The 20379-nt window shown below is 66.5% G+C and carries 19 protein-coding genes; 10 read left to right on the top strand and 9 right to left on the bottom strand.

The window, feature by feature from the left end:
* Positions 1-4 precede the first annotated feature (4 nt).
* The 6 genes from F9K34_RS01465 to F9K34_RS01440 all read right to left on the bottom strand — a co-directional run bounded on the left by F9K34_RS01465 (position 5) and on the right by F9K34_RS01440 (position 5931).
* Positions 5-742 carry an SDR family oxidoreductase gene (locus F9K34_RS01465; protein ID WP_291334725.1) on the bottom strand — a complete coding sequence of 246 codons (738 nt, stop codon included), beginning with the start codon at positions 740-742 and terminating at the stop codon, positions 5-7.
* 1 nt (position 743) lies between these two features.
* Complete coding sequence (locus tag F9K34_RS01460; protein WP_291334723.1) at positions 744-980, bottom strand: Lrp/AsnC ligand binding domain-containing protein; 237 nt, start codon at positions 978-980, stop codon at positions 744-746.
* Between the two features lie 97 nt (positions 981-1077).
* Positions 1078-2607 (bottom strand): AAA family ATPase, encoded by a 1530-nt coding sequence (locus F9K34_RS01455; protein WP_291334721.1) that lies wholly within the window; start codon positions 2605-2607, stop codon positions 1078-1080.
* A 104-nt stretch (positions 2608-2711) separates the two neighbouring features.
* Positions 2712-2915 (bottom strand): hypothetical protein, encoded by a 204-nt coding sequence (locus F9K34_RS01450; protein WP_291334719.1) that lies wholly within the window; start codon positions 2913-2915, stop codon positions 2712-2714.
* A 192-nt stretch (positions 2916-3107) separates the two neighbouring features.
* Positions 3108-4400, bottom strand: a complete 1293-nt coding sequence (ccrA, locus tag F9K34_RS01445; RefSeq protein WP_291334717.1) for a crotonyl-CoA carboxylase/reductase — start codon at positions 4398-4400, stop codon at positions 3108-3110.
* Between the two features lie 163 nt (positions 4401-4563).
* Positions 4564-5931 carry a 1-acyl-sn-glycerol-3-phosphate acyltransferase gene (locus F9K34_RS01440; RefSeq protein WP_291334715.1) on the bottom strand — a complete coding sequence of 456 codons (1368 nt, stop codon included), beginning with the start codon at positions 5929-5931 and terminating at the stop codon, positions 4564-4566.
* A 151-nt stretch (positions 5932-6082) separates the two neighbouring features.
* Between F9K34_RS01440 and F9K34_RS01435 the strand changes: the two genes are divergently transcribed.
* The 4 genes from F9K34_RS01435 (at position 6083) to deoD (ending at position 11114) form a co-directional block, all read left to right on the top strand.
* A complete protein-coding gene (locus F9K34_RS01435) occupies positions 6083-6712 on the top strand; it encodes a DUF1554 domain-containing protein (protein ID WP_291334713.1) in 630 nt (209 codons plus the stop codon).
* Between the two features lie 123 nt (positions 6713-6835).
* Entirely contained in the window at positions 6836-8806 is a 1971-nt protein-coding gene (locus tag F9K34_RS01430; protein WP_291334711.1) for a protein meaA, read from the top strand.
* A 409-nt stretch (positions 8807-9215) separates the two neighbouring features.
* Positions 9216-9461 (top strand): hypothetical protein, encoded by a 246-nt coding sequence (locus F9K34_RS01425; RefSeq protein ID WP_291334709.1) that lies wholly within the window; start codon positions 9216-9218, stop codon positions 9459-9461.
* A 948-nt stretch (positions 9462-10409) separates the two neighbouring features.
* On the top strand, positions 10410-11114 hold the full coding sequence (gene deoD / locus F9K34_RS01420; protein ID WP_291334707.1) for a purine-nucleoside phosphorylase: 705 nt from the start codon (positions 10410-10412) through the stop codon (positions 11112-11114).
* On the opposite strand, the gene F9K34_RS01415 is transcribed toward deoD, so the two are convergent.
* Complete coding sequence (locus F9K34_RS01415) at positions 11111-11980, bottom strand: LysR family transcriptional regulator (protein WP_291334705.1); 870 nt, start codon at positions 11978-11980, stop codon at positions 11111-11113. The two genes, deoD and F9K34_RS01415, sit on opposite strands and share 4 nt — an antisense overlap.
* A gap of 97 nt (positions 11981-12077) precedes the next feature.
* Between F9K34_RS01415 and glyA the strand changes: the two genes are divergently transcribed.
* Positions 12078-13397, top strand: a complete 1320-nt coding sequence (gene glyA, locus F9K34_RS01410) for a serine hydroxymethyltransferase (RefSeq protein WP_291334703.1) — start codon at positions 12078-12080, stop codon at positions 13395-13397.
* Positions 13398-13445: 48 nt separating this feature from the next.
* On the opposite strand, the gene F9K34_RS01405 is transcribed toward glyA, so the two are convergent.
* Positions 13446-14312 carry an urea carboxylase-associated family protein gene (locus tag F9K34_RS01405; RefSeq protein WP_291334701.1) on the bottom strand — a complete coding sequence of 289 codons (867 nt, stop codon included), beginning with the start codon at positions 14310-14312 and terminating at the stop codon, positions 13446-13448.
* A 58-nt stretch (positions 14313-14370) separates the two neighbouring features.
* Positions 14371-14559, bottom strand: a complete 189-nt coding sequence (locus tag F9K34_RS01400) for a hypothetical protein (RefSeq protein WP_291334699.1) — start codon at positions 14557-14559, stop codon at positions 14371-14373.
* A gap of 325 nt (positions 14560-14884) precedes the next feature.
* On the opposite strand from F9K34_RS01400, the gene F9K34_RS01395 reads away from it, so the two are divergent.
* From F9K34_RS01395 to F9K34_RS01375, 5 genes are all read left to right on the top strand, one after another.
* The gene (locus F9K34_RS01395) at positions 14885-16495 is read left to right on the top strand and encodes a peptide ABC transporter substrate-binding protein (RefSeq protein ID WP_291334741.1); all 1611 of its coding nucleotides are present in this window, start codon (positions 14885-14887) and stop codon (positions 16493-16495) included.
* A gap of 61 nt (positions 16496-16556) precedes the next feature.
* Positions 16557-17480 (top strand): oligopeptide ABC transporter permease OppB, encoded by a 924-nt coding sequence (oppB, locus tag F9K34_RS01390; RefSeq protein ID WP_291334698.1) that lies wholly within the window; start codon positions 16557-16559, stop codon positions 17478-17480.
* Positions 17481-17483: 3 nt separating this feature from the next.
* The gene (locus tag F9K34_RS01385; RefSeq protein WP_291334696.1) at positions 17484-18398 is read left to right on the top strand and encodes an ABC transporter permease subunit; all 915 of its coding nucleotides are present in this window, start codon (positions 17484-17486) and stop codon (positions 18396-18398) included.
* Between the two features lies 1 nt (position 18399).
* Positions 18400-19368, top strand: a complete 969-nt coding sequence (locus F9K34_RS01380; RefSeq protein ID WP_291334694.1) for an oligopeptide/dipeptide ABC transporter ATP-binding protein — start codon at positions 18400-18402, stop codon at positions 19366-19368.
* Positions 19365-20378, top strand: coding sequence for an oligopeptide/dipeptide ABC transporter ATP-binding protein (locus F9K34_RS01375; protein WP_291334692.1), 1014 nt, complete (start codon positions 19365-19367; stop codon positions 20376-20378). The genes F9K34_RS01380 and F9K34_RS01375 overlap by 4 nt, the downstream gene beginning before the upstream one ends.
* Position 20379 lies beyond the last annotated feature (1 nt).

Genomic DNA, 20379 nt, shown 5'->3' with positions numbered 1-20379 from the left:
CGTCTCATCCCCGTCCGACGAAAGGCATATTGGTCGCCATGATCGTCATCGACAGGACGTTGGTCGACAGCGGCAGGCTCGCCATGTGCAGGACCGCCGCCGCAACTTCCGCGGCGTCCATCATCGGCTCTGCCCGGACGGACCCGTCGGCCTGCGGCACGCCCGATTCCATCCTCGCGGCAAGCTCCGTCCGGGCGTTGCCGATGTCGATCTGCCCGGCGGCGATCCCGAAGGGGCGCCCGTCCAGGGCGAGCGTCTTCGTCAGCCCGGTGATCGCGTGTTTCGTCGAGGTATAGGCAATGGAGCCCGGCCGTGGTGCATGGGCCGAGATCGAGCCGTTGTTGATGATCCGTCCGCCCTGTGGGCTTTGCGCCCGCATCCGGGCGAAGGCCGCGCGGGCCGCGAGGAACATGCCGTTGAGGTTCACGGCGACGGTATCGAACCAGTCGGCCAGCGGAATCTCGTCGATGAGACCCGCCGGGCGTGAAATGCCCGCGTTGTTGAACAGAGTGTCGATCCGGCCAAAGCGGCGCATGACGGCGTCGAAGGCGGCCTCAACCCCGGCGGGGTCGGTCACGTCGCAGGCGATGGGCAGGGCTTCGGGCCGACCCGCCGCCGCCTCGGCCATCGGTTCGCGCCGGCGGGCAAGCAGGGCGACATTCCAGCCCTCGGCGAGGAATCGTTCCGCAACGGCAAGACCGATCCCGGCGCTCGCACCGGTGACGACGAGGGTCCGGGCCATCTCAGAAGGCCCGGAAGGTCATCGTCGTCAAGGTCCGGGCGATGCCGGGAATGTCGAAGAGCTTGTCGTTGAGCCAGTGGCCCACGTCGACATCATCCGGGATGTAGACCTTGGCGATGAGGTCGTATTCGCCGGAGGTCGAGTAGAGTTCGGACACGACCTCGCGGTCATATATCTCGTTCGCGACCTCGTAGGTCTTGCCTGGCTGGCAACGGAACTGGACGAAAACGCAGCGCATGGGGGCCTCCTTTCGGCCAAGACTAGCGGGGCCGCCGCACGACGGAAAGCGGCGGATGCCCCGGAGGAGAGGGTTTTGGGCGACGGCGAAGGTGCCATCAGTCCTCCTCGCCGGCCGATAGCGCGAGGGGCCCGGCGGATCTCGGCAGGTCGTCGGTGGTCAGCGGACGGGCCGGCCGCGCGAGGCGGTTGCGCACGACCCAGTGGAGCCGCGTCTCGGCCCGGGTGATGGCTACATAGGCGAGGCGCTTCCAGAGCGGGATGCCCGCCTCCATCCGCCCCGTCCGGGCGGCCACGAAAAGGTCGGGCGCGAAGACCTGCACCTCGTCCCACTGGGACCCCTGCGCCTTGTGGATCGTCACCGCCGCGCCATGCAGGAAAGCCGCGCCCATGGTCGCGGCGGCGGGGATGAACGGCTCTTCCTCGTCCGGGAACTCAATCTTGATGATCGAGGCGGCGGAAACCTGCGGGTCCTCGGCACCGATGACATGCAGCCGCGCGAAGCCCGGCTTCTTGCCCGGGCCTAGGTAGATCACCTGCGCCCCCTTGATGAGGCCCCGCGCCTCGAGGTCGATGCGCTTCTTGCGATGCTTCAGCGGCAGCTCGATCCCGTCGCAGATCAAGGGCTCGCCGGGCAGGAGTTCGTCGGGCGGCGCGCCGTAGGCCGCGCGGAAGGCCTGGATCAGGCGGATGCGCGTCTGGTTGCGCCAGACCAGCGCGGGGGAGCGAGCCATCAGCCCGGCATCCACCCGTTCCGCCCAGCGCACCCGGTCGTCGCGCCGCGCGGCCGCAGCCACCATCGCCTCGAAGGCCTCGAAGCTCAGGTCGGGATCGGCCAGCGCATGGGCAAGGTCGAGGATCGGGTTGTCTTCCTCCTGCCGGTGGATTCGGTGGAGCGTGAGCTTGCGCGCCTCGGGCAGGCGGTCGAAGACCATCTCGCCCGACTGGCCCACGGGCGCAAGCTGGGCCGGATCGCCGAAGAGGATCAGCATGGGGAAGATCTCCTTCAGATCCTCGAGCTGGCGTTCATCGAGCATCGAGGCCTCGTCGACGAAGCCGATGTCGAGCGGATCCTCGCGCCGCTTCCAGCCGAGGATGAAGTCCGAACCGCGGAGCCCGGCAGCGGCGAGCGCGCCGGGGATCGACTTCACCTGATCGTAGAAGGCCTTCGCCCGGTCGAGCGCGAGGTCCGTCAGCCCCTCGACCACGGGCCGGTCGCCCTGCCCGGCGAGCCATTCGGCGATCTTCTCGTATTCGGGATCGTAGACCGGCGTGTAGAGGATGCGGTGGATCGTCGTGGCGGGAACGCCCCGGTTCCGCAGCACGCTCGCCGCCTTGTTGGTCGGAGCGAGGATCGCGAGCGTGCGGCGGTCCTTGCGGCGGCGGCCCTCGTAGTCGCCGGAGATCGTGTCCACCCCGGCTTCCGCCAGCGCCTTCGCCAGCGCGGCAAGGAGCATGGTCTTGCCCGAGCCGGCCTTGCCGACGACCGCCATCACCTGCGCGCGCGCCGGCGCGTCGGGGCGCAGCGTGCCTTCCAGGAGGTCGATCCCGGCACCTGCGAAGGCGTCGGCGACACGGTCCCAGGCTTCGGCCTGATCATGGGAAAATCTGAGCGCGGGGGCGGACATGGGCGCGACCCTACAGGGGGGATGCGTCCCTTTCCAGCGGCATGGGTCCGTGGCGGTATGTCCCGCCCCGATGCGGCTGCAAGACCGGTCCGCGCCAGGGGGCCTCAGCCGCCGCCTGTCTGGGCACCGCCCGCAGTCCCACCCGGGTCCGCCACGCGCAGGGCACCCGGATCATCGCGCAGTCGCACGATCTCGGTTTCGGCGACGCGAAGGGTTTCCTCGAGCTGCGTCGCCAACGTCTTCAGCCCGTTGGTCTGGGAAAACGCCCGCAGATCGGTCAGCACATCCAGTATCCAGTCGTATCGCATGCTTGCCCTCGCCCGGCAGAAGGAATGCGCCCCGCACCTCGACCCCGTGGGGCAATTCTTCAGAGCACCGTCGCGCAATTGCAAGCCCCGCCTGTGACGGGATGCCCCCGCGCGGAGCGTCAGGAGGCAATGCGCGCAAGCTGAGGCCCGCGCCCCTTGCGGGAACGCGGACCCGTCTGGCAGGGCAGCGTTTCAGCGCGGCCGGCCGGCCTCCAGCGCGTCCTCGAAGGTCCGGAGCCCGGTGCGCGGCGCCTGCACCAGCACCGCCATGTTGCCGGGCTTGTGCTCGTTCCGGCGCATCTTCATGTGGGCCGCCGGAATCTCGGCCCAGGGGAAGACCTCGGACATGCAGGGGTCGAGCCGGCGTTCCAGCATCAGCTTGTTGGCCGCCGCCGCCTGCTTGAGGTTGGCGAAGTGACTGCCCTGCACGCGCTTCTGGTGCATCCACAGGTAGCGCACGTCGAAGGTCAGGTTGTAGCCCGTGGTGCCGGCGCAGATCACCACCATGCCGCCCCGCTTGACCACGAACACCGAGACCGGGAAGGTCGCCTCGCCGGGGTGTTCGAACACCATGTCGACGTTGTTGCCCTTGCCGGTGATCTCCCAGATCGCCGCGCCGAACTTGCGCGCCTCCTTGAACCAGGCCGCGTATTCGGGCGTGTTGACCTTGGGCATCTGGCCCCAGCAGTTGAAGTTCTTGCGGTTGATCACGCCTTTGGCGCCGAGGCCCATGACGAAATCGCGCTTGTCCTCTTCCGAGATGACGCCGATGGCGTTGGCACCGGCCGTGTTGATGAGCTGGATCGCATAGGAGCCGAGGCCGCCCGAGGCCCCCCAGACGAGCACGTTGTCGCCGGGCTTCAGGATATGCGGCCGGTGGCCGAAGAGCATCCGGTAGGCGGTGGCCAGCGTCAGCGTGTAGCAGGCAGCCTCTTCCCAGGTCAGGTGCTTTGGCCGCGGCATCAGCTGCTGCGCCTGCACGCGGGTGAACTGCGCGAACGAGCCGTCGGGCGTCTCGTAGCCCCAGATCCGCTGGCTGGGCGAGAACATCGGGTCGCCGCCGTTGCATTCCTCGTCGTCGCCGTCGTCCTGGTTGCAGTGGATCACCACCTCGTCGCCGACCTTCCAGCGTTTCACCTTGTCGCCGACCTTCCAGACGATGCCCGAGGCATCGGAGCCGGCGATGTGATAGGGCGCCTTGTGGCCATCGAAGGGGCTGATCGGCACGCCGAGCGCGGCCCAGACGCCGTTGTAGTTGACGCCGGCCGCCATCACGAGCACCAGCACCTCCTGGCTGTCGATCTGCCAGGTGTCGACGACCTCGACCTGCATCGCCGTGTCGGGCTCGCCGTGGCGTTCGCGGCGGATCGACCATGCGTACATCTTCTTCGGCACGTAGCCGAGGGGCGGCATCTCGCCGATTTCGTAGAGGTCCTTCTCCGGCGCGTCGTAGGGCGCAATCTCGGTCTTCACGTCAAGGGCCATCGGCGTCTCCTGCAGTCCTTGCCGCAACGCAGAATCGTTGCGGGCTCCCCCGGAGGAATATGTGCCGCCGCGCAACATTGCAATAGCGCATCAGGTCGGTTTTGTAATTTTATGTCTCGGCCGGCTTTCCCCGACACAAACCGGGGCGTGTCGCGGCCCAGGTCTATGCCGCAGCCGCAGCAAGATGCTGCGCGACGGGCGCGGCGTAGAATTCGACGAGGGCGGCATCGCGGGCCGGAACCGTGAGCCGCGCGCCGTCGCGGCGGACGACCTTGCGAAGCGTCAGAATCGCCAGCGCCGCCTCCACGGCGCGGGCCGGGTCGCCCCCAGGCAGTTCCAGCCGCACCCCGCGCCCCGCCAGAGCCGCGGCAAGGCGGGCGGCCTCGGCCGTGAGCGCGCCGATGTCCGTCTCCCGGCGCGCCCCAAGCGCCGCGCAGGTGAGCGGAACCGGCAGGACCGGAACATTCGCCGCGATCCGCCGCATCAGTTCCTCGGCGAGCGCCGCGGTGACGTCATCCTGCGGCTGGCGGAGGAAGTCCGACAACGACAGGGGCTCGCCCAGGTTGACCGAGGCGGTGCCGAACTTCTGGAAACGGCCGGTCAGAACCCTGCGCAACTGGCGCCCGAGGAAGAGGAGAATAGCGCCCGGAGAGGCGCGGAACCTCCGCTCTCCCGAGGCGGCGGCGGCGGTCAGCACGCGGTCCTCGATCACCCGGTCGTAGGCAAGCGACACCGGCACGAAGACGACATCGCGCCCGCCAGGCCGGTGACCCGCGACGATGTAGGAAAGGATGCCGAGCTTGGGGCGGCCCACCCGGCCGTCGAGCGACAAGCCACCCTCGGGGAAGACCGCCTGCGCGACGCCCTCCTCCGTCGCCATCTGGACATAGCGGGCAAGGACGCGCCGGTAGAGCGGGCTGGCCGACTTGCGGCGGATGAAATAGGCGCCCGAGGCGCGGATGAGCCACGAAAGCGGCCAGACCCGCGCCCATTCGCCGACCGCGTAGGAGAGCGCCGAGCGGTCGGCGGCAAGCCAGGTGACGAGCACGTAATCCATGTTGGAGCGGTGGTTCATCACGAAGACAACGGTTGCCTCCTTGCCGATGTCCCCGATCGCGTGGAAGGGCGCGACCTCGACCCGGTAGACAAGCCGCGCAAGCCACTTGGCCGCTCGGGCGGCGACGCCGAAATACACCGTGGCGGAAAAGCCCGGCACGATCTCGCGCGCATAGCGCCGGACACGCTCAAGCTGAACCGTCTCGGGCACGCCTGTCGCCGCCGCCTCGGCCGCGATGGCCTCCGCCACCTTGGGGTCGTGGGCAAGTCGCACGATCATGTCGGGCCTTGCCATCAGCTTGAACGGCCGGATCGGCTGCGCGAGTCGGCGGTTGAGCCGCTCCACCGCCCGCTCCATCCGTCGCCTGAGGAACCAGCGCACGGAGGGAAACAGGAAGTGGGACGCGAAGGTGACCCCGGCAAAGGCGAGGATCAGCACGAAGAGCCAGAGGGGCAGCGTCACGGGTCGGAACATGCGCGGACGGTGGCAAAAAATCGCCGCGCGGTAAATCGCCGGCGGGTCGGCCGCGGCCGGAAATCTCACGCATGCGTGAGCAGCCGGCCCGGTGCGCCATGCTACCCTGATCGTCTGAACGCGACACAATAAGCGCCAACAGGAGGATTTCATGATGATCTTGAGAACGATGACCGCGGCAGCATTCACCCTTGCCGCCTCGACCGCGCTCGCACAGGACGCAACGATGAGCTTCTTCGTGACGAGCGAGAGCCCCGGCCAGGGGGGCAACTTCGGCGGCATAGCCGGGGCCGACGCACATTGCGCGGCGCTGGCAGAGGCGGCGGGCGTCACCGGCAAGACCTGGCGCGCCTATCTCTCGACCAGCACGGAGAACGCGCGCGACCGCATCGGCGCCGGCCCCTGGGTCAACGCGGCGGGCGTCACCATCGCCGAAAGCGTCGACCAGTTGCACAGCGCCGAGAACAATCTGACCAAGGAAACCGCGCTGAGCGAAAAGGGCGAGGTGGTCAACGGCCGCGGCGACGAGCCCAATCGCCACGACATCCTGACCGGCTCGATGCCCGACGGTACCGTGGCCGCGGGCATGACCTGCGAGGACTGGACCAGCGACGCCGCGGAAGCGGCCGGCATGGTCGGCCATCACGACCGCATGGGGCTGGACGATTCGGATGCGGCGAAGTCGTGGAACTCGTCGCATTCCTCCCGCGGCGGCTGTGGGCTCGAGGCGCTGCGCGGCACGGGCGGCGACGGGCTGCTTTACTGCTTCGCCGCGAACTGACCACCGGGTCGGGCCGCATTTCTGCACTGCGGCCCGATCTTTTTGCAGCGCAGCATCTGGACGCGCAACTTTGTTCCGATTAGGTTGCCCGAAAAGGAACTATATTGCTGCGAGGCGACAGCCATGACCCTCCCCCCTGAACGCGAGAAGCCGTGGCTCTTCCGCACATACGCCGGCCATTCGACGGCGGAAAAGTCGAATGCACTCTACCGGATGAACCTCGCCAAGGGACAGACCGGGCTTTCGGTCGCCTTCGACCTGCCGACGCAGACCGGCTACGACAGCGACCATGAACTCGCCAAGGGCGAGGTCGGCAAGGTCGGCGTGCCGGTCTGCCATCTCGGCGACATGCGGGCGCTGTTCCGGGACATTCCGCTCGAGCAGATGAACACGTCGATGACGATCAACGCCACGGCACCCTGGCTCCTCGCGCTCTACATCGCCGTCGCGGAGGAACAGGGCGCGGATGTGTCCCGGCTTCAGGGCACGGTGCAGAACGATCTGGTTAAGGAGTACCTCTCGCGCGGCACCTACATCTGCCCGCCCAGGCCCTCGCTCGCCATGATCACCGATGTCGCGGCCTACACGCGAGAACACCTGCCGAAGTGGAACCCGATGAACGTCTGTTCCTACCACCTGCAAGAGGCGGGAGCCACGCCGGAACAGGAACTCGCCTTCGCGCTCGCCACCGGGATCGCCGTGCTCGACGACCTGAAGGCGAAGGTGCCCGCCGAAAGCTTTCCCGAAATGGTCGGACGCATCTCCTTCTTCGTGAACGCGGGCATCCGCTTTGTCACCGAGCTTTGCAAGATGCGCGCCTTCACCGAGCTCTGGGACGAGATCTGCCGCGACCGCTACGGGATCGCGGACGAGAAATACCGTCGCTTCCGCTACGGCGTGCAGGTCAACAGCCTTGGCCTGACCGAGCAGCAGCCGGAAAACAATGTCTACCGCATCCTGCTTGAGATGCTCGCCGTCACGCTGTCGAAGAACGCCCGCGCCCGCGCCGTGCAGCTTCCCGCCTGGAACGAGGCGCTTGGCCTGCCCCGCCCCTGGGACCAGCAATGGTCGCTCAGGATGCAGCAGATCCTCGCCTACGAGACCGACCTTCTGGAATACGGCGACCTCTTCGACGGCAATCCGGCGATCACCGCCAAGGTCGAAGCGTTGAAGCAGGGCGCGCGGGACGAGCTTCACACGCTCGACTCGATGGGCGGTGCCATCGCCGCCATAGACTACATGAAGGCGCGGCTGGTGGAGTCGAACTCCGAACGCCTGAACCGGATCGAGACGAAGGAAACCGTGGTCGTCGGCGTGAACCGCTGGACGGAAGCCGAGCCCTCGCCGCTGACGGCGGGCGACGGCGCCATCCTGAGTGTGGATCCCTCGGTCGAGGCGGATCAGGTCGCACGGCTCGCCGAATGGCGCGCCGCGCGCGACGAGGCCGCGGTCCAGGCCGCCCTGACAACCCTCCGCGCCGACGCCAGGGCCGGGCGCAACGTCATGCCCGCCTCCATCGCCTGCGCCGGGGCCGGTGTCACGACCGGCGAATGGGCGGGTGTCATGCGGCAGGTCCATGGCGAGTACCGGGGGCCGACCGGTGTCTCCAGGAGCCCGTCGAACCGCACCGAGGGGCTCGACGAGATCCGCAGTGCCGTCGATGCCGTGTCCTCACGCCTTGGCCGCCGGCTCACGTTCGTGATGGGCAAGCCGGGGCTCGACGGCCACTCGAACGGCGCCGAGCAGATCGCCGCGCGGGCGCGCGACTGCGGCATGGACATCACCTACGAGGGCATCCGCCTGACACCGGCCGAGATCGTCTCGGCGGTGGCGGACACGCGGGCGCATGTGGTGGGGCTGTCGATCCTTTCGGGCAGCCACCTGCCGCTCATCGCCGAGGTGATGGAGCGGATGCGCGCCGCGGGCCTTTCCCGGGTGCCGGTCGTCGTCGGCGGGATCATCCCCGAGGAGGATGCCGCGAAGCTCCGCGAGATGGGCGTGGCGCAGGTCTATACGCCCAAGGATTTCGAGCTGAACCGGATCATGTTCGACATCGTGGCGCTGGCCGAGCCGAAGGCCGAAGCGGCGGAGTAGGGGGGCGGAAGTCGCGAAGGGCGGGAAGCGGTCGTTCGCTGCGGTCGGCATGAAGGCCCGCTTGCAGCGGATAGCTGATCCCAGCCCTTTGCAAACAGTCGCCCCCGATACTATTGTCAAATGCGTGGTGGGCGTTGCTTCCTAAATTTCATGCCAATGCCGACCAAGAACGCGGACAACTAAAATTTCGCCGTAGAGAGTCGATGCCAGAGTTTTGCAGTTTCCTTGTGTTCAGACCTAGCGAAATCGGATTGATTCATTCGATTTGCGCTGAGGCCAACTGGTCTATACGAGATATTGCTGACCCATCGACGAGGTTTAGGTTTACAGAAAGTGGTATGTCTGAAATTTCCCAAGCAGGTGCCTTGCGGGATTTTGCTCCTCTGCTCGAGGGGCAGCAACTGGAAGGTTGCTTGTTCTTGAGACCGAACAAGACGAGGCCGACAACATTATCCAACTGATCTGCGCAGCAAACCTTATTCTGGAGGGCTTCCCAGATCGATATAGCCCGCCAACTCATGGCTTTCCGCTTTCCGCCGATACTGCCAAACGCGAAGAGGTCTTCGAGTCCGTTTTCCGCACCGATGGATACTTCCAGAAATTCACATATCGGCAAACACTCCCAGATGCTATCGCAGTCGCTGCCGAGGCTTGACCGCATAGGGAACTTGTGTATGCTATTCACAAGTTGGCACTTAGCTACCAAATCGAAAGCGTGACGCCATGGTCAATGCATCCACGTCACGGACAAGTCTTTAAGAAGCACACTGACAATTTAGCCTCGCATGTTGGAACTTCGGTCGCGATAAATCTGGCATACTCAGCCATCGAAGAGCTCGGACTTGCTGTCGGAGCGAGCCCCGAGAACCCTCGATCCATTGGAAGGGGCACTTTTGTTTGGAATCCAAAAGTTTTGGAGCCATTCGAGGAGCGCTTGAAAAGGGCAGGAATAGACCCGAAAGGAACAATCGATTGGGTAACACGGGGCGACCACACAGAAGTTAAAATATATGATACGCTCGATACACCTTCCCCCTACGCGGATGGAGCGGAAATTCGGGACCGTCAGGTTTCGCTGCCAGATGCCATTAATTTTTGTGAGTATTTGCGCAATACGATGACTGCACATGCGTTTTCCAGTTCAACCCCGCGTCTTGGGCCCTATGAGGTCTACAATACTCAGCAAGTCGCAAGGTTCCTGATCTTATCTAAATGCAATCACTTGAATACTCGCGTTGAGAAACTGAGAGAACGATGTCGATAGGCTCGCAAGAAAAGCACAAAGGCCCTCGAAAGCCAATTCTCAATCCACCGTTCAGAATTAAAGCTTGGCATACATGAAGGTACGCTCTTGGCTGCCTGCGGACCTCCGCTGCACCTGACACGAAGGTCGGCTGTGGGCCGCAACCCGCCATACGCCCCTCCCCACCCGTAGCTACCGAAACCCTACAGCAACCCTATGGAGAAACCACGCACTCCCTACCCGGTTTTTCAACGATTTCAGCGCCCTCCGCTCCACCCCGCGCCCGGACGCACGAGACCCATTAACCTCCCCTCAACCTTCGCCTATCTTTCCCGGAAACCGACACGGCGAGGAGGTTCCATGTCCACCCATATCGGCGCGAAGCCCGGCGAGATCGCCGAGACCGTCCTTCTGCCCGGCGACCCCTACCGGGCGCGCTGGGCGGCGGAGACGTTCCTCGACGGGGCTGTTTGCATCAACCAGGTGCGGGGCATGCTCGGCTACACGGGGACATGGAAGGGCAATCGGGTGACGATCCACGGCTCCGGCATGGGGATGCCATCCTTGTCGATCTATGCCAACGAGCTGATCCGCGACTACGGCGCCAAGTGCTTGATCCGGATAGGGTCTGCCGGCGCGATGCAGGAAGCGGTGAAGGTCCGCGACGTGGTGATCGCGATGACCGCCTCGACCATCTCGACACCCTCCGCGGGCGTCTTCCGCGAGATGAACTTCGCCCCCTGCGCCGACTACGGGCTGCTGGAGCGGGCCGTCGCGGCGGCGCGGGCGAAGGGCACGCGTTTCCATGTCGGCGGCATCCACTCCTCGGACGCCTTCTACGACGAACGCCCCGACCTGATGGAGGCCCTGAAGCGGCACGGCGTCCTTGCAGTGGAGATGGAGGCGGCCGAACTCTACACCGTCGCCGCGCGCCACGGCGCCCGCGCCCTGGCCGTCCTGACGGTTTCCGACCACCTGATCGCCGGCGAGGCGCTGCCCTCGGAGGATCGCGAGCGGTCCTTCGGCGACATGGTCGAGATCGCGCTCGAAGCGGCGCTCGGCTAGGCTGTCAGCCAGGCGGTGACACGACCGGCGGCCGACTTCGGAAGATGCGGCCGCACCGACCAGAGCCGCAGGGTCCGGCCCAGAACCACCTTCTCGGCAAACGGTGCCACCAGCGCACCGCTTTCCAGATGCTGCGCCACCAGGGCCGAATGGCCGATCAGCACGCCCGCCCCGTTGATCGTCTCTTCCACCGCCAGCGCGTAGAGCGAAAAGACCGGGCCCTTCGCCACGAATTTCCAGCCCGGTCGCACGGCGTCCGCCCAGATGGCCCAGTCCTCGCGCCAGGCGCTGTCGGTCAGGCAGGCCACGCCCGCCAGGTCTTCCGGCACCGACAGATGGCGCGCGAGATCGGGTGCGCAGACCGGAAAAATCTCGTCCGCGGCGACCTCCTGGCCTCCTCCATCCTCGCGGTAGAAGAGGTTGAGGTCGAAGGCGGCGCGCTTCAGGTCCGGCGGCGCCTCCATCGCGGTGATCGAGATGGTGATCTCGGGCGCAGCGCGCCGGATCGCCGGTAGCCGGGGCGAAAGCCAGAGTTGCGCCACGGCGGGCAAGGCCGCGATATGCACCGTCTTCGGCGCCGCCTCGGCCCTGAGCGCGTGCACGGCAAGACCAAGGCGGTCGAATGCGTCGGAAAACTCGGGCAGCACCCGACTGGCCAGGGGCGTCAACCGCACGCCCTTGGCGAAACGCTCGAAGAGCGGCGCGCCCAGCGCATCCTCCAGCGCCTTGACATGGGCCGTCACGGCCCCTGCCGTCACCCCCAATTCGACCGCCGCTGCCGAAAACCCCCCCAGCCGCGCGGCCGCCTCGAAGGCGCGGAGCGCGTTCAGGGGAAGGCCCTTGAGGGGTGGCGGGGCGACGGGCATGGCAAGGCTCAGGTTTTCTATGCCTAAGATTTTGCATTTCTGTTTTGTGACAGCAAGCCGCCTCTGCTTTCCTGCCGCCACAGCAAGGGAGAATCCGATGCCCCACTTGTCCCTCCGACCCTGGGTGCCCGCCGCCTGCGAAGACCTGATTCAAGGGATCGCATCCGAAACATCCGCGCCATCGGCCGACATCGCCGCGCGCATCGACCGCCTTACAGACCGGAACACGCAGATCCACGACCGCGACTGCTTCAACCTCAACCCCGCGACGAACGTGATGAACCCCGGCGCGGAGGCCATTCTGGCGCGCGGCCTCGGCACCCGTCCGTCGCTCGGCTATCCCGGCGACAAGTACGAGATGGGGCTGGAGGCGATCGAGGAAATCGAGGTGATCGCGGCGGAACTCGCCGCCGAGGTCTTCGGCGCGACCCATGCCGAGGTTCGCGTATTCTCCGGCGCTATGGCCAACCTCTATGCCTTCATGGCGCTCGCAAAACCGGGCGACGCGATCATCGCGCCGCCGGCCGCGATCGGCGGCCATGTGACCCATCACAAGGCCGGCTGCGCAGGGCTCTACGGGCTCGCCACCCACGCCGCGCCGGTCGATGCGGATGGCTACACGGTAGACCTCGACGGGTTGCGCGCGCTGGCGCTGAAGGTGCGGCCGAAGATCATCACGCTCGGCGGATCGCTCAACCTCTGGCCGCATCCCGTGCGCGCGGCGCGCGCGATCGCCGACGAGGTGGGGGCGGCGCTGATGTTCGATGCCGCGCACCAGTGCGGCATCATTGCCGGCAGCGCCTGGGCCAATCCCCTGGCCGAGGGCGCGCATCTGATGACGATGTCCACCTACAAGAGCCTCGGCGGGCCGGCTGGCGGGCTGATCGTGACGAACGACGCAAGGATCGCCGAGCGCCTCGACCACATCGCCTTCCCCGGCATGACGGCGAACTTCGACGCCGGCCGCGTGGCGGCGCTGGCGCTGACCCTGCTCGACTGGCGGGAGTTCGGCCGCGACTATGCCGCGAAGATGATCTCTGTCGCCCGGGCGCTGGCCGGGGCGCTCGCGGCCGAGGGGCTGCCGGTGCACGGCGCGGGCCGCGGTTTCACCGCCTCGCACCAGTTCGCCGTCGAGGCGGCCGCCTTCGGAGGCGGCCAGGCCGCATCGAAGACGCTTCGCAAGGCCGGGTTCCTCGCCTGCGGCATCGGGCTGCCGCTGCCCGAGGTGGCCGGCGATCTGAACGGCCTCCGCCTCGGCACGCCGGAGATCGTCCGGCGCGGCGTGACGGAGGCGGACGCGCCCGAGCTTGCCCGCCTGATCGCGGCCGCGCTCAGGTCCAACGATCCTGCGGCGCTTGCCGGCGAAGTGGCCGCCCTGCGCCGGCGGTTCGGCGGGCTGCACTACGTGCGGGCCTGACGTCGGGGGTCCCGTCCCGGACGCCGCCGTGGGTGGGCCGCGATCAGATCAGAGCCCGTGGCTGCGGTCGTAGCCGTTCCGCAGCGGAGACTGCCAGCCGGCGAGGGCGGCGGGATCGGGCGCGAGGATCTCGACGCGGAGCGGGAAGCAGGCGGCGGCATCCGAGGAATGTTCGGCCGAACAATCCCCACCGGGACAGGCCGAGAGCGCGCCGAGAAGGTCGATCTCGGCGAAGAATTCGAGGAAATCGCCCGGGCGGACGGGCGAGGCCTTCATGAAGTACTGCCCCGTGGCACGGGAAAAACCGGTGCACATGAAGACGTTGAGGACGTCGTGGACGTGACCTTCCGCCTCGCGCGGGGGAATGCCGGTCGCGGCGGCGAGCGCGCGGGTGAGGTTCGAGTGGCAGCAGTGGTGATACTGGCCGCCCTGGCTGAGCAGGTTGTGGGTGTAGGGATCGCAGCGCGTGCCGATCACGTCATGCACGGAACCGCCGAAGGCGTCGAAACCGTACCAGTCGAGCGTGTCATGGGTGATCGTCGCCATCGGGCGCAGGTGCGGGAAAGAGGACCACAGCCGGTCGCCCGTGGACAGATGCGTGCCGTGGAGCGCGCGGGTCTTGCCCGAGTAGAAGCGTTCGGACAGGTCCGCCGCGTTCCAGAGGTTGAGATCGCCCACCTGCGGACCCTCGACCGAATGGATGCGGAAGAAATGGCCCGCCGGCACCCGGAAGCAGGCGGCTTCGCGCGGCGGCGCCGTGACCTCGGCCACGGGGCGGAGCGTCGCGCGGGCGGCACCGTAGAGCGCCATCGGCGCGCGGGGCAGCGTCTCGATGGGGTAGCAGATCACCGGCCGGACGGCCCGGCGCATTTCGGCGTCGGCGGGCGGCAGTGTTACGGGCCGGTCGGGCTTCATGGGGTCACCTCGTGTTGCCCGCATCCTTGGCGCCGCGCGGCCGGCCGGTCAACCAGCGTCAGCGCCCCCGCAGGCAATGGCGCGGGCGGCCGTCGGTCTCGGCGCCACAGGCAGCACAGCGGTAATGCTTGGGCCCACCGGCCTGGTCGAGCCGCCAGCGGCAGGCGCGTGTGAGGGTGGACCCGCGACGCGCGAGCCAGAGGTAGACCACGACCGAGGCCAGAAGGATGAGGAGCAGGAGCGGCATCAAGCGCCCTTAGCATGGCCGCGGAGGTCCGGAAACCCACGCGACCGGACACGGATGCTACGCGCACCCGGTACGGAATCGGCTCCGGGCGGTCCGCGCCACGAACGGCTGGCCGCCCGTCGCCGGGCTGGCAGTCCGCCTTGTCGGCAACGGCTTTTTGAACCGGCTTTCGGCATTGTGACTGAACGATGCAACAAACTTACGCCACGTACCCGTTTCGTCCCGGCGCATTTCGCTTGTCAGCCGGGGTGCGGGGACTAGGCTCTGTCCATCTTGCGCGGCGCATCTCAAGGACGCCGCTCAACCAGCAGGAGGATTTCCCATGATGAACAGGCTTCTTCTCACGACCGTACTCAGTGTCGGTCTCGCCCTTCCCGCCATTGCGGCACAGGTGCAGCTGGGCGAAACGCTGGCCGAGAACCAGGAGTACACCTACTGGCTCCTCGACGCGATCAAGTCGATGGACCCGCAGATCAACACCGATGTCGAAGGCTCGGGCATCATGCGCTCGCTCTTCGAAGGGCTCTACAACGAGGACCAGACCGGTGGCCTCGTCCCCGGCGTGGCGACCGACCACGAACTTTCGGACGACAAGACCGTCTACACCTTCCACCTGCGCGACAATGCCAAGTGGTCGAACGGCGACCCGGTCACCGCACAGGACTTCGTCTATGCATGGAAGCGGCTGGCGGATCCGAAGACCGCCTCGGAATACGCCTGGTACATGGAACTCATGCAGGTGAAGAACGCCGCCAAGATCATCGCCGGCGAGGCGCCGGTGGATGACCTCGGCGTGAAGGCGGTCGACGACCACACCTTCGAGGTGACGATCGAGGCCCCCCTGCCCTACTTCCCGAAGATGCTGACGCATTCCTCGGTCTTCCCGGTGAACCAGAAGGTGATCGAGGCGAACGGCGACAAGTGGACGGAGCCCGCCAACCTCGTCGGCAACGGCGCCTATGTGCTGAAGGAGCACATCCTGGGCGAGAAGGTGGTGATGGAACGCAATCCCAACTACTGGGACGACGCGAACACCATCCTGACGAAGGTCACGGCTCTGACGATCAACGACGAGAACGCGGCGCTGACCCGCTACCTCGCCGGCGAGCTTGACCGCACCCAGGTTCCGGCGGGCCAGTACCCGCGCCTGAAGCAGGAATACCCCAACGAGGCCGTGTCGGTCCCGCAGTCGTGCTCCTACATCTACATGTTCAACGTCGACAAGGAGAAGGGGCCGGCGGCCCTTCAGGACATCCGGGTCAGGAAGGCGCTGAGCTACGCGATCGACCGCGACATCGTCGTCAACAACATCCTCCAGGGCGGCCAGGCACCGTCCTACAACTGGACCCATGCGGCGACCGAAGGCTTCAAGCTGCCCGAGATCGACTACGCCAAATGGACGCAGGACGAGCGCACCGCGAAGGCGAAGGAGCTTCTGGCCGAGGCCGGCTACGGGCCGGACAATCCGCTGAAGCTCACGCTCAACTACAACACGTCGGAGGCGCACAAGAAGATCGCCATCGCCGTGCAGCAGTTCTGGAAGGGCGTCGGCGTCGAGCTCACGCTCAACAACATGGAATGGAAGGTCCATACCGACAAGATGCAGAACCAGGACTTCGAGGTCGCCCGATATGCATGGTGCGGCGACTACAACGAAGCCTCGACCTACCTCGACCTCTTCACCTCCTACTCGGGCCACAACAACGGCAAGTTCTTCTCGGAGCGCTATGACGAGCTGATGAAGCAGTCGAAGACCGCTGCCGATCCGAATCCGATGTACACGGAAGCCGAACAGATCCTCGCCGAGGAGATGCCGATGGCGCCGATCTACCAATACACCAAGGTCGAGATGATCAAGCCCGACATGCGCGGCATGGGTCTCAACAACCTGATGCAGAACTGGTACCTGAAGGACATGTACCGCGTCGCCAACTGACGCTTGACACGGGGTGCGGTCCGCGAGGGTCGCCCCCCCCTCTCCTTTCGGGGCGCCGCAGATGTTTTCCTTCGTCGTCAAGCGTCTGGCCGTCGCCGTGCCGACGCTTCTTCTGTTGATCGTGATCTCCTTCCTGCTGATGCATGCGGCCCCCGGCGGGCCCTTCACGCAGGAGCGGGCGCTGCCGCCGCAGGTCCTGGCCAATCTGGAGGCAAAGTACGGCCTCGATCAGCCGCTCTGGCGCCAGCTTGTCACCTATGTCTGGGGAATCGTGGCGCATTTCGACTTCGGGCCGTCCTTCATCTACAAGGACCGCACGGTGAACGAGATCATCGCGCAGGGATTCCCCGTGACGCTGACCTACGGTTCGGTCTCCTTCGTCGTCGCGGTGATCGTCGGCGTCACGCTCGGCGTCGCGGCGGCGATCCGCCACAACTCCTGGCTCGACTACCTCGCCGTCGGCATCTCCATCGGCGCGCAGGTGCTGCCCAACTTCGTCATGGCGCCCCTGCTGCTGCTCACCTTCACCTGGTGGCTCGGCTGGCTGCCCGGCGGCGGTTGGGAGGACGGGCAGTGGCAGTACATGGTGATGCCGGTCATCGCGCTCTCGACCTCCTACATGGCCTCCATCGCGCGGCTCACCCGCGCCTCGATGCTGGAGGTCCTGACCTCGAACCACATCCGTACCGCCCGGGCGAAGGGCCTGCCGGAGCGCCACGTGATCCTGCGCCATGCGCTGAAGCCCGCGCTCCTGCCGGTGCTGTCCTACCTCGGCCCGGCCTTCGTGGCGATGATCACCGGGTCGGTGGTGGTCGATTTCTTCTTCTCGACCGGAGGCATCGGACGGGCCTTCGTGGACAGCGCGCTGAACCGCGACTACGCGGTGATGCTCGGCATCACCATCCTCGTCGGTGCGCTGACGGTCCTCTTCAACCTCGTGGTCGATATCCTCTACGGCTGGATCGACCCCAAGATCCGGTACTAGGCCATGGCGATCGACGCGAGTGCAATGGGCCGGCTGGCCGAGGGAGAGGTCAAGGGACGCTCGCTCTGGGCCGACGCGCGGCGCCGCTTCTTCCGCAACAAGGCGGCCGTGGCGGGGGTGGTGACGCTCCTTCTCATCACCCTTCTCGCCCTCTTCGGCGACGCGCTGGCGCAGTGGTCGAACGAGGAGATCGACTTTGCCGTGATGGGACAGGCCGCGCAGCTTGGCCAGCCCTCGATCGCGAACGGCCACTACTTCGGCACCGACGACCTCGGCCGCGACCTCTACTCCCGCACGCTCCAGGGCACGCGGATCTCGCTCATGGTGGGCATCGTCGGCTCGCTCATCGCGGTGATCGTCGGCACCCTCTACGGCGCCGTCTCGGGCTATGTGGGCGGGCGCACCGACCAGATCATGATGCGGATCGTCGACATCCTGCTCGCGGTGCCGTTCATGTTCGTTGTCATCCTCCTTCTCGTGATGTTCGGTCGGTCGCTCTTCATGCTCTTCTTCGGCATCGGGCTGATGTCCTGGCTCAACATGGCGCGGATCGTCCGGGGCCAGACGCTGAGCCTCAAGCACAAGGAGTATGTCGAGGCGGCGCAGGCCACCGGCGTGCCGACCTTCACCATCATCCTGCGCCATATAGTGCCGAACCTCGTCGGCATCGTCGCTGTCTATGCCACGCTGCTGGTCCCCGAGATGATCCTGATCGAGAGCTTCATCTCCTTCCTCGGGCTTGGCGTCCAGGAGCCGCTGACCTCGCTCGGCGCGCTGATCTCGGAAGGGGCGCGGACGATCTACTACGGCACGACCTGGCAGCTTCTTTGGCCGCTGGCCTTCTTCATCGCCACGCTCTTCTCCTTCTTCTTCGTCGGTGACGGGCTGCGCGACGCGCTCGATCCCAAGGACCGCTGAGATGGCCATGCTGGATATTCGCAACCTCTCGGTGCGCTTCGACACGCCCGACGGCACGGTGACGGCCGTCAACGGCGTCAGCCTTTCGCTCGACCGGGGCGAGACCCTCGGGATCGTCGGCGAATCCGGCTCGGGCAAGAGCCAGCTCGCCTTCGCGGTGATGGGGCTTCTGGCGAAGAACGGCCGGGCGACGGGTTCGGTGGCCTTCGACGGGCGGGAAATCCTCAATGCCCCTCCCGCCGTCATCAATCCGATCAGGGCGCAGAAGATCGCCATGGTCTTCCAGGACCCGATGACCTCACTCAACCCCTACATGCGCGTCTCGGACCAGATGGCCGAGGTGCTCGTCCATCACAAGGGCATGTCGAAGGCTCAGGCGCTGGCCGAATGCGTGCGGATGCTGGACGCCGTGAAGATCCCCGACGCTGCGGGCCGCGTGCGGCTCTTCCCGCACGAGTTCTCGGGGGGGATGCGGCAGCGCGTGATGATCGCCATGTCGCTCCTCTGCCGGCCCGAGCTTCTGATCGCGGACGAACCGACGACCGCGCTCGACGTGACCGTGCAGGCGCAGATCATGACGCTTCTCGGCGACCTTCGGCGCGATTTAGGCATGGCGACGATCCTCATCACCCACGACCTCGGCGTGGTGGCGGGGTTTTGCGAGCGCGTCATCGTGCTCTACGGCGGCCAGATCATGGAGCAGAGCCCGACCGATCCGCTGTTCGCCACGCCCGCGCATCCCTACACGCGCGGGCTGCTCGGTGCGATCCCGCGTGTCGATCAGGAAGGCGAGGAGCTTTCGGCCATCCCCGGTAGTCCGCCCAACATGACCCGGCCGCCGAAGGGCTGTCCCTTCGCGCCGCGCTGCGCCCATGCGGGCGAGGATTGCCTCGACCACCTCGATCCGCTGACCGAGTTCGCGCCCGGCCGTTTCCGAGCCTGCAACCGTTCGCTGGAGGAACTGGCATGACCAAGCCCCTCTTGTCCGTCGCGGACCTGCGCGTCACCTTCGAACTCACGCGCGCGGGCGACATGCCCTGGACGGCGCCGCGCTTGCTTCATGCCGTCTCGGGCGTGAGCTTCGACCTGTTCCCCGGCGAGACCCTCGGCATCGTGGGCGAGTCGGGCTGCGGCAAGTCCACGCTCGCCCGGGCATTGGTGCAGATGGTTCCGGCCACGGGCCGTGCCGTCTGGACCGACGGAACCGATCTCCTGTCGCTTACCCGCGCGCAGATGCTGAAATACCGGGCAGACATCCAGATGGTCTTCCAGGACCCGCTGGCGAGCCTCAACCCCCGCATGACGGTCGGCCAGATCATCGCCGAGCCGCTTCGCACCCATCACAGGGGCCTTGCCGACGCCGAGGTGAAGGCCCGCGTAAAGGAGATGATGGACCGCGTCGGCCTCCTGCCGAACCAGATCAACCGGTATCCGCACGAGTTCTCCGGCGGCCAGTGCCAGAGGATCGGCATCGCCCGCGCGCTCATCGTGCGGCCGAAGCTCCTGATCTGCGACGAACCGGTCTCGGCGCTCGACGTTTCGATCCAGGCGCAGGTGATCAACCTCCTCGCCGAGTTGCAGCGCGACCTCGGGCTGGCGATGATCTTCATCGCGCACGACCTCAGCGTGGTGAAGCACATCTCCGACCGGGTGATGGTGCTCTATCTCGGGCGGACGATGGAAATCGCGGAAAGCGGCGCGCTCTACGCCGACCCGCAGCATCCCTACACGCAGGCGCTCCTCTCGGCGGTGCCGATCCCCGATCCCGCGGCGGAGCGGGCGAAGCGCATCATCCCGCTCGATGGCGACCTTCCCTCGCCCATGAATCCGCCGTCGGGCTGCGTCTTCCGCACCCGGTGCCCGCGGGCCGAGGCGGTCTGTGCCGAAACGGTTCCGGTGCTCTCGGCCGGCGCGCATGGGGTCGCGTGCCACTTCCCCGGCCCGCTCATCAGGACACGGCGCATGGCCGAACGGGCCTGAG

This window comes from Albidovulum sp. (genome assembly GCF_008933605.1).
Taxonomy (GTDB): domain Bacteria; phylum Pseudomonadota; class Alphaproteobacteria; order Rhodobacterales; family Rhodobacteraceae; genus Albidovulum.
The sequence above is the reverse complement of the archived record's forward strand: the minus strand, read 5'-3'. Positions and strand labels throughout refer to the sequence as shown.

Bases quoted from the DNA above. Each gene is read 5' to 3' on its own strand.
- F9K34_RS01465 (WP_291334725.1), bottom strand. From the start codon at position 742: ATGGCCCGGACCCTCGTCGTCACCGGTGCGAGCGCCGGGATCGGTCTT.
- F9K34_RS01460 (WP_291334723.1), bottom strand. From the start codon at position 980: ATGCGCTGCGTTTTCGTCCAGTTCCGTTGCCAGCCAGGCAAGACCTAC.
- F9K34_RS01455 (WP_291334721.1), bottom strand. From the start codon at position 2,607: ATGTCCGCCCCCGCGCTCAGATTTTCCCATGATCAGGCCGAAGCCTGG.
- F9K34_RS01450 (WP_291334719.1), bottom strand. From the start codon at position 2,915: ATGCGATACGACTGGATACTGGATGTGCTGACCGATCTGCGGGCGTTT.
- ccrA (WP_291334717.1), bottom strand. From the start codon at position 4,400: ATGGCCCTTGACGTGAAGACCGAGATTGCGCCCTACGACGCGCCGGAG.
- F9K34_RS01440 (WP_291334715.1), bottom strand. From the start codon at position 5,931: ATGTTCCGACCCGTGACGCTGCCCCTCTGGCTCTTCGTGCTGATCCTC.
- F9K34_RS01435 (WP_291334713.1), top strand. From the start codon at position 6,083: ATGATGATCTTGAGAACGATGACCGCGGCAGCATTCACCCTTGCCGCC.
- F9K34_RS01430 (WP_291334711.1), top strand. From the start codon at position 6,836: ATGACCCTCCCCCCTGAACGCGAGAAGCCGTGGCTCTTCCGCACATAC.
- deoD (WP_291334707.1), top strand. From the start codon at position 10,410: ATGTCCACCCATATCGGCGCGAAGCCCGGCGAGATCGCCGAGACCGTC.
- F9K34_RS01415 (WP_291334705.1), bottom strand. From the start codon at position 11,980: ATGCCCGTCGCCCCGCCACCCCTCAAGGGCCTTCCCCTGAACGCGCTC.
- glyA (WP_291334703.1), top strand. From the start codon at position 12,078: ATGCCCCACTTGTCCCTCCGACCCTGGGTGCCCGCCGCCTGCGAAGAC.
- F9K34_RS01405 (WP_291334701.1), bottom strand. From the start codon at position 14,312: ATGAAGCCCGACCGGCCCGTAACACTGCCGCCCGCCGACGCCGAAATG.
- F9K34_RS01400 (WP_291334699.1), bottom strand. From the start codon at position 14,559: ATGCCGCTCCTGCTCCTCATCCTTCTGGCCTCGGTCGTGGTCTACCTC.
- F9K34_RS01395 (WP_291334741.1), top strand. From the start codon at position 14,885: ATGAACAGGCTTCTTCTCACGACCGTACTCAGTGTCGGTCTCGCCCTT.
- oppB (WP_291334698.1), top strand. From the start codon at position 16,557: ATGTTTTCCTTCGTCGTCAAGCGTCTGGCCGTCGCCGTGCCGACGCTT.
- F9K34_RS01385 (WP_291334696.1), top strand. From the start codon at position 17,484: ATGGCGATCGACGCGAGTGCAATGGGCCGGCTGGCCGAGGGAGAGGTC.
- F9K34_RS01380 (WP_291334694.1), top strand. From the start codon at position 18,400: ATGGCCATGCTGGATATTCGCAACCTCTCGGTGCGCTTCGACACGCCC.
- F9K34_RS01375 (WP_291334692.1), top strand. From the start codon at position 19,365: ATGACCAAGCCCCTCTTGTCCGTCGCGGACCTGCGCGTCACCTTCGAA.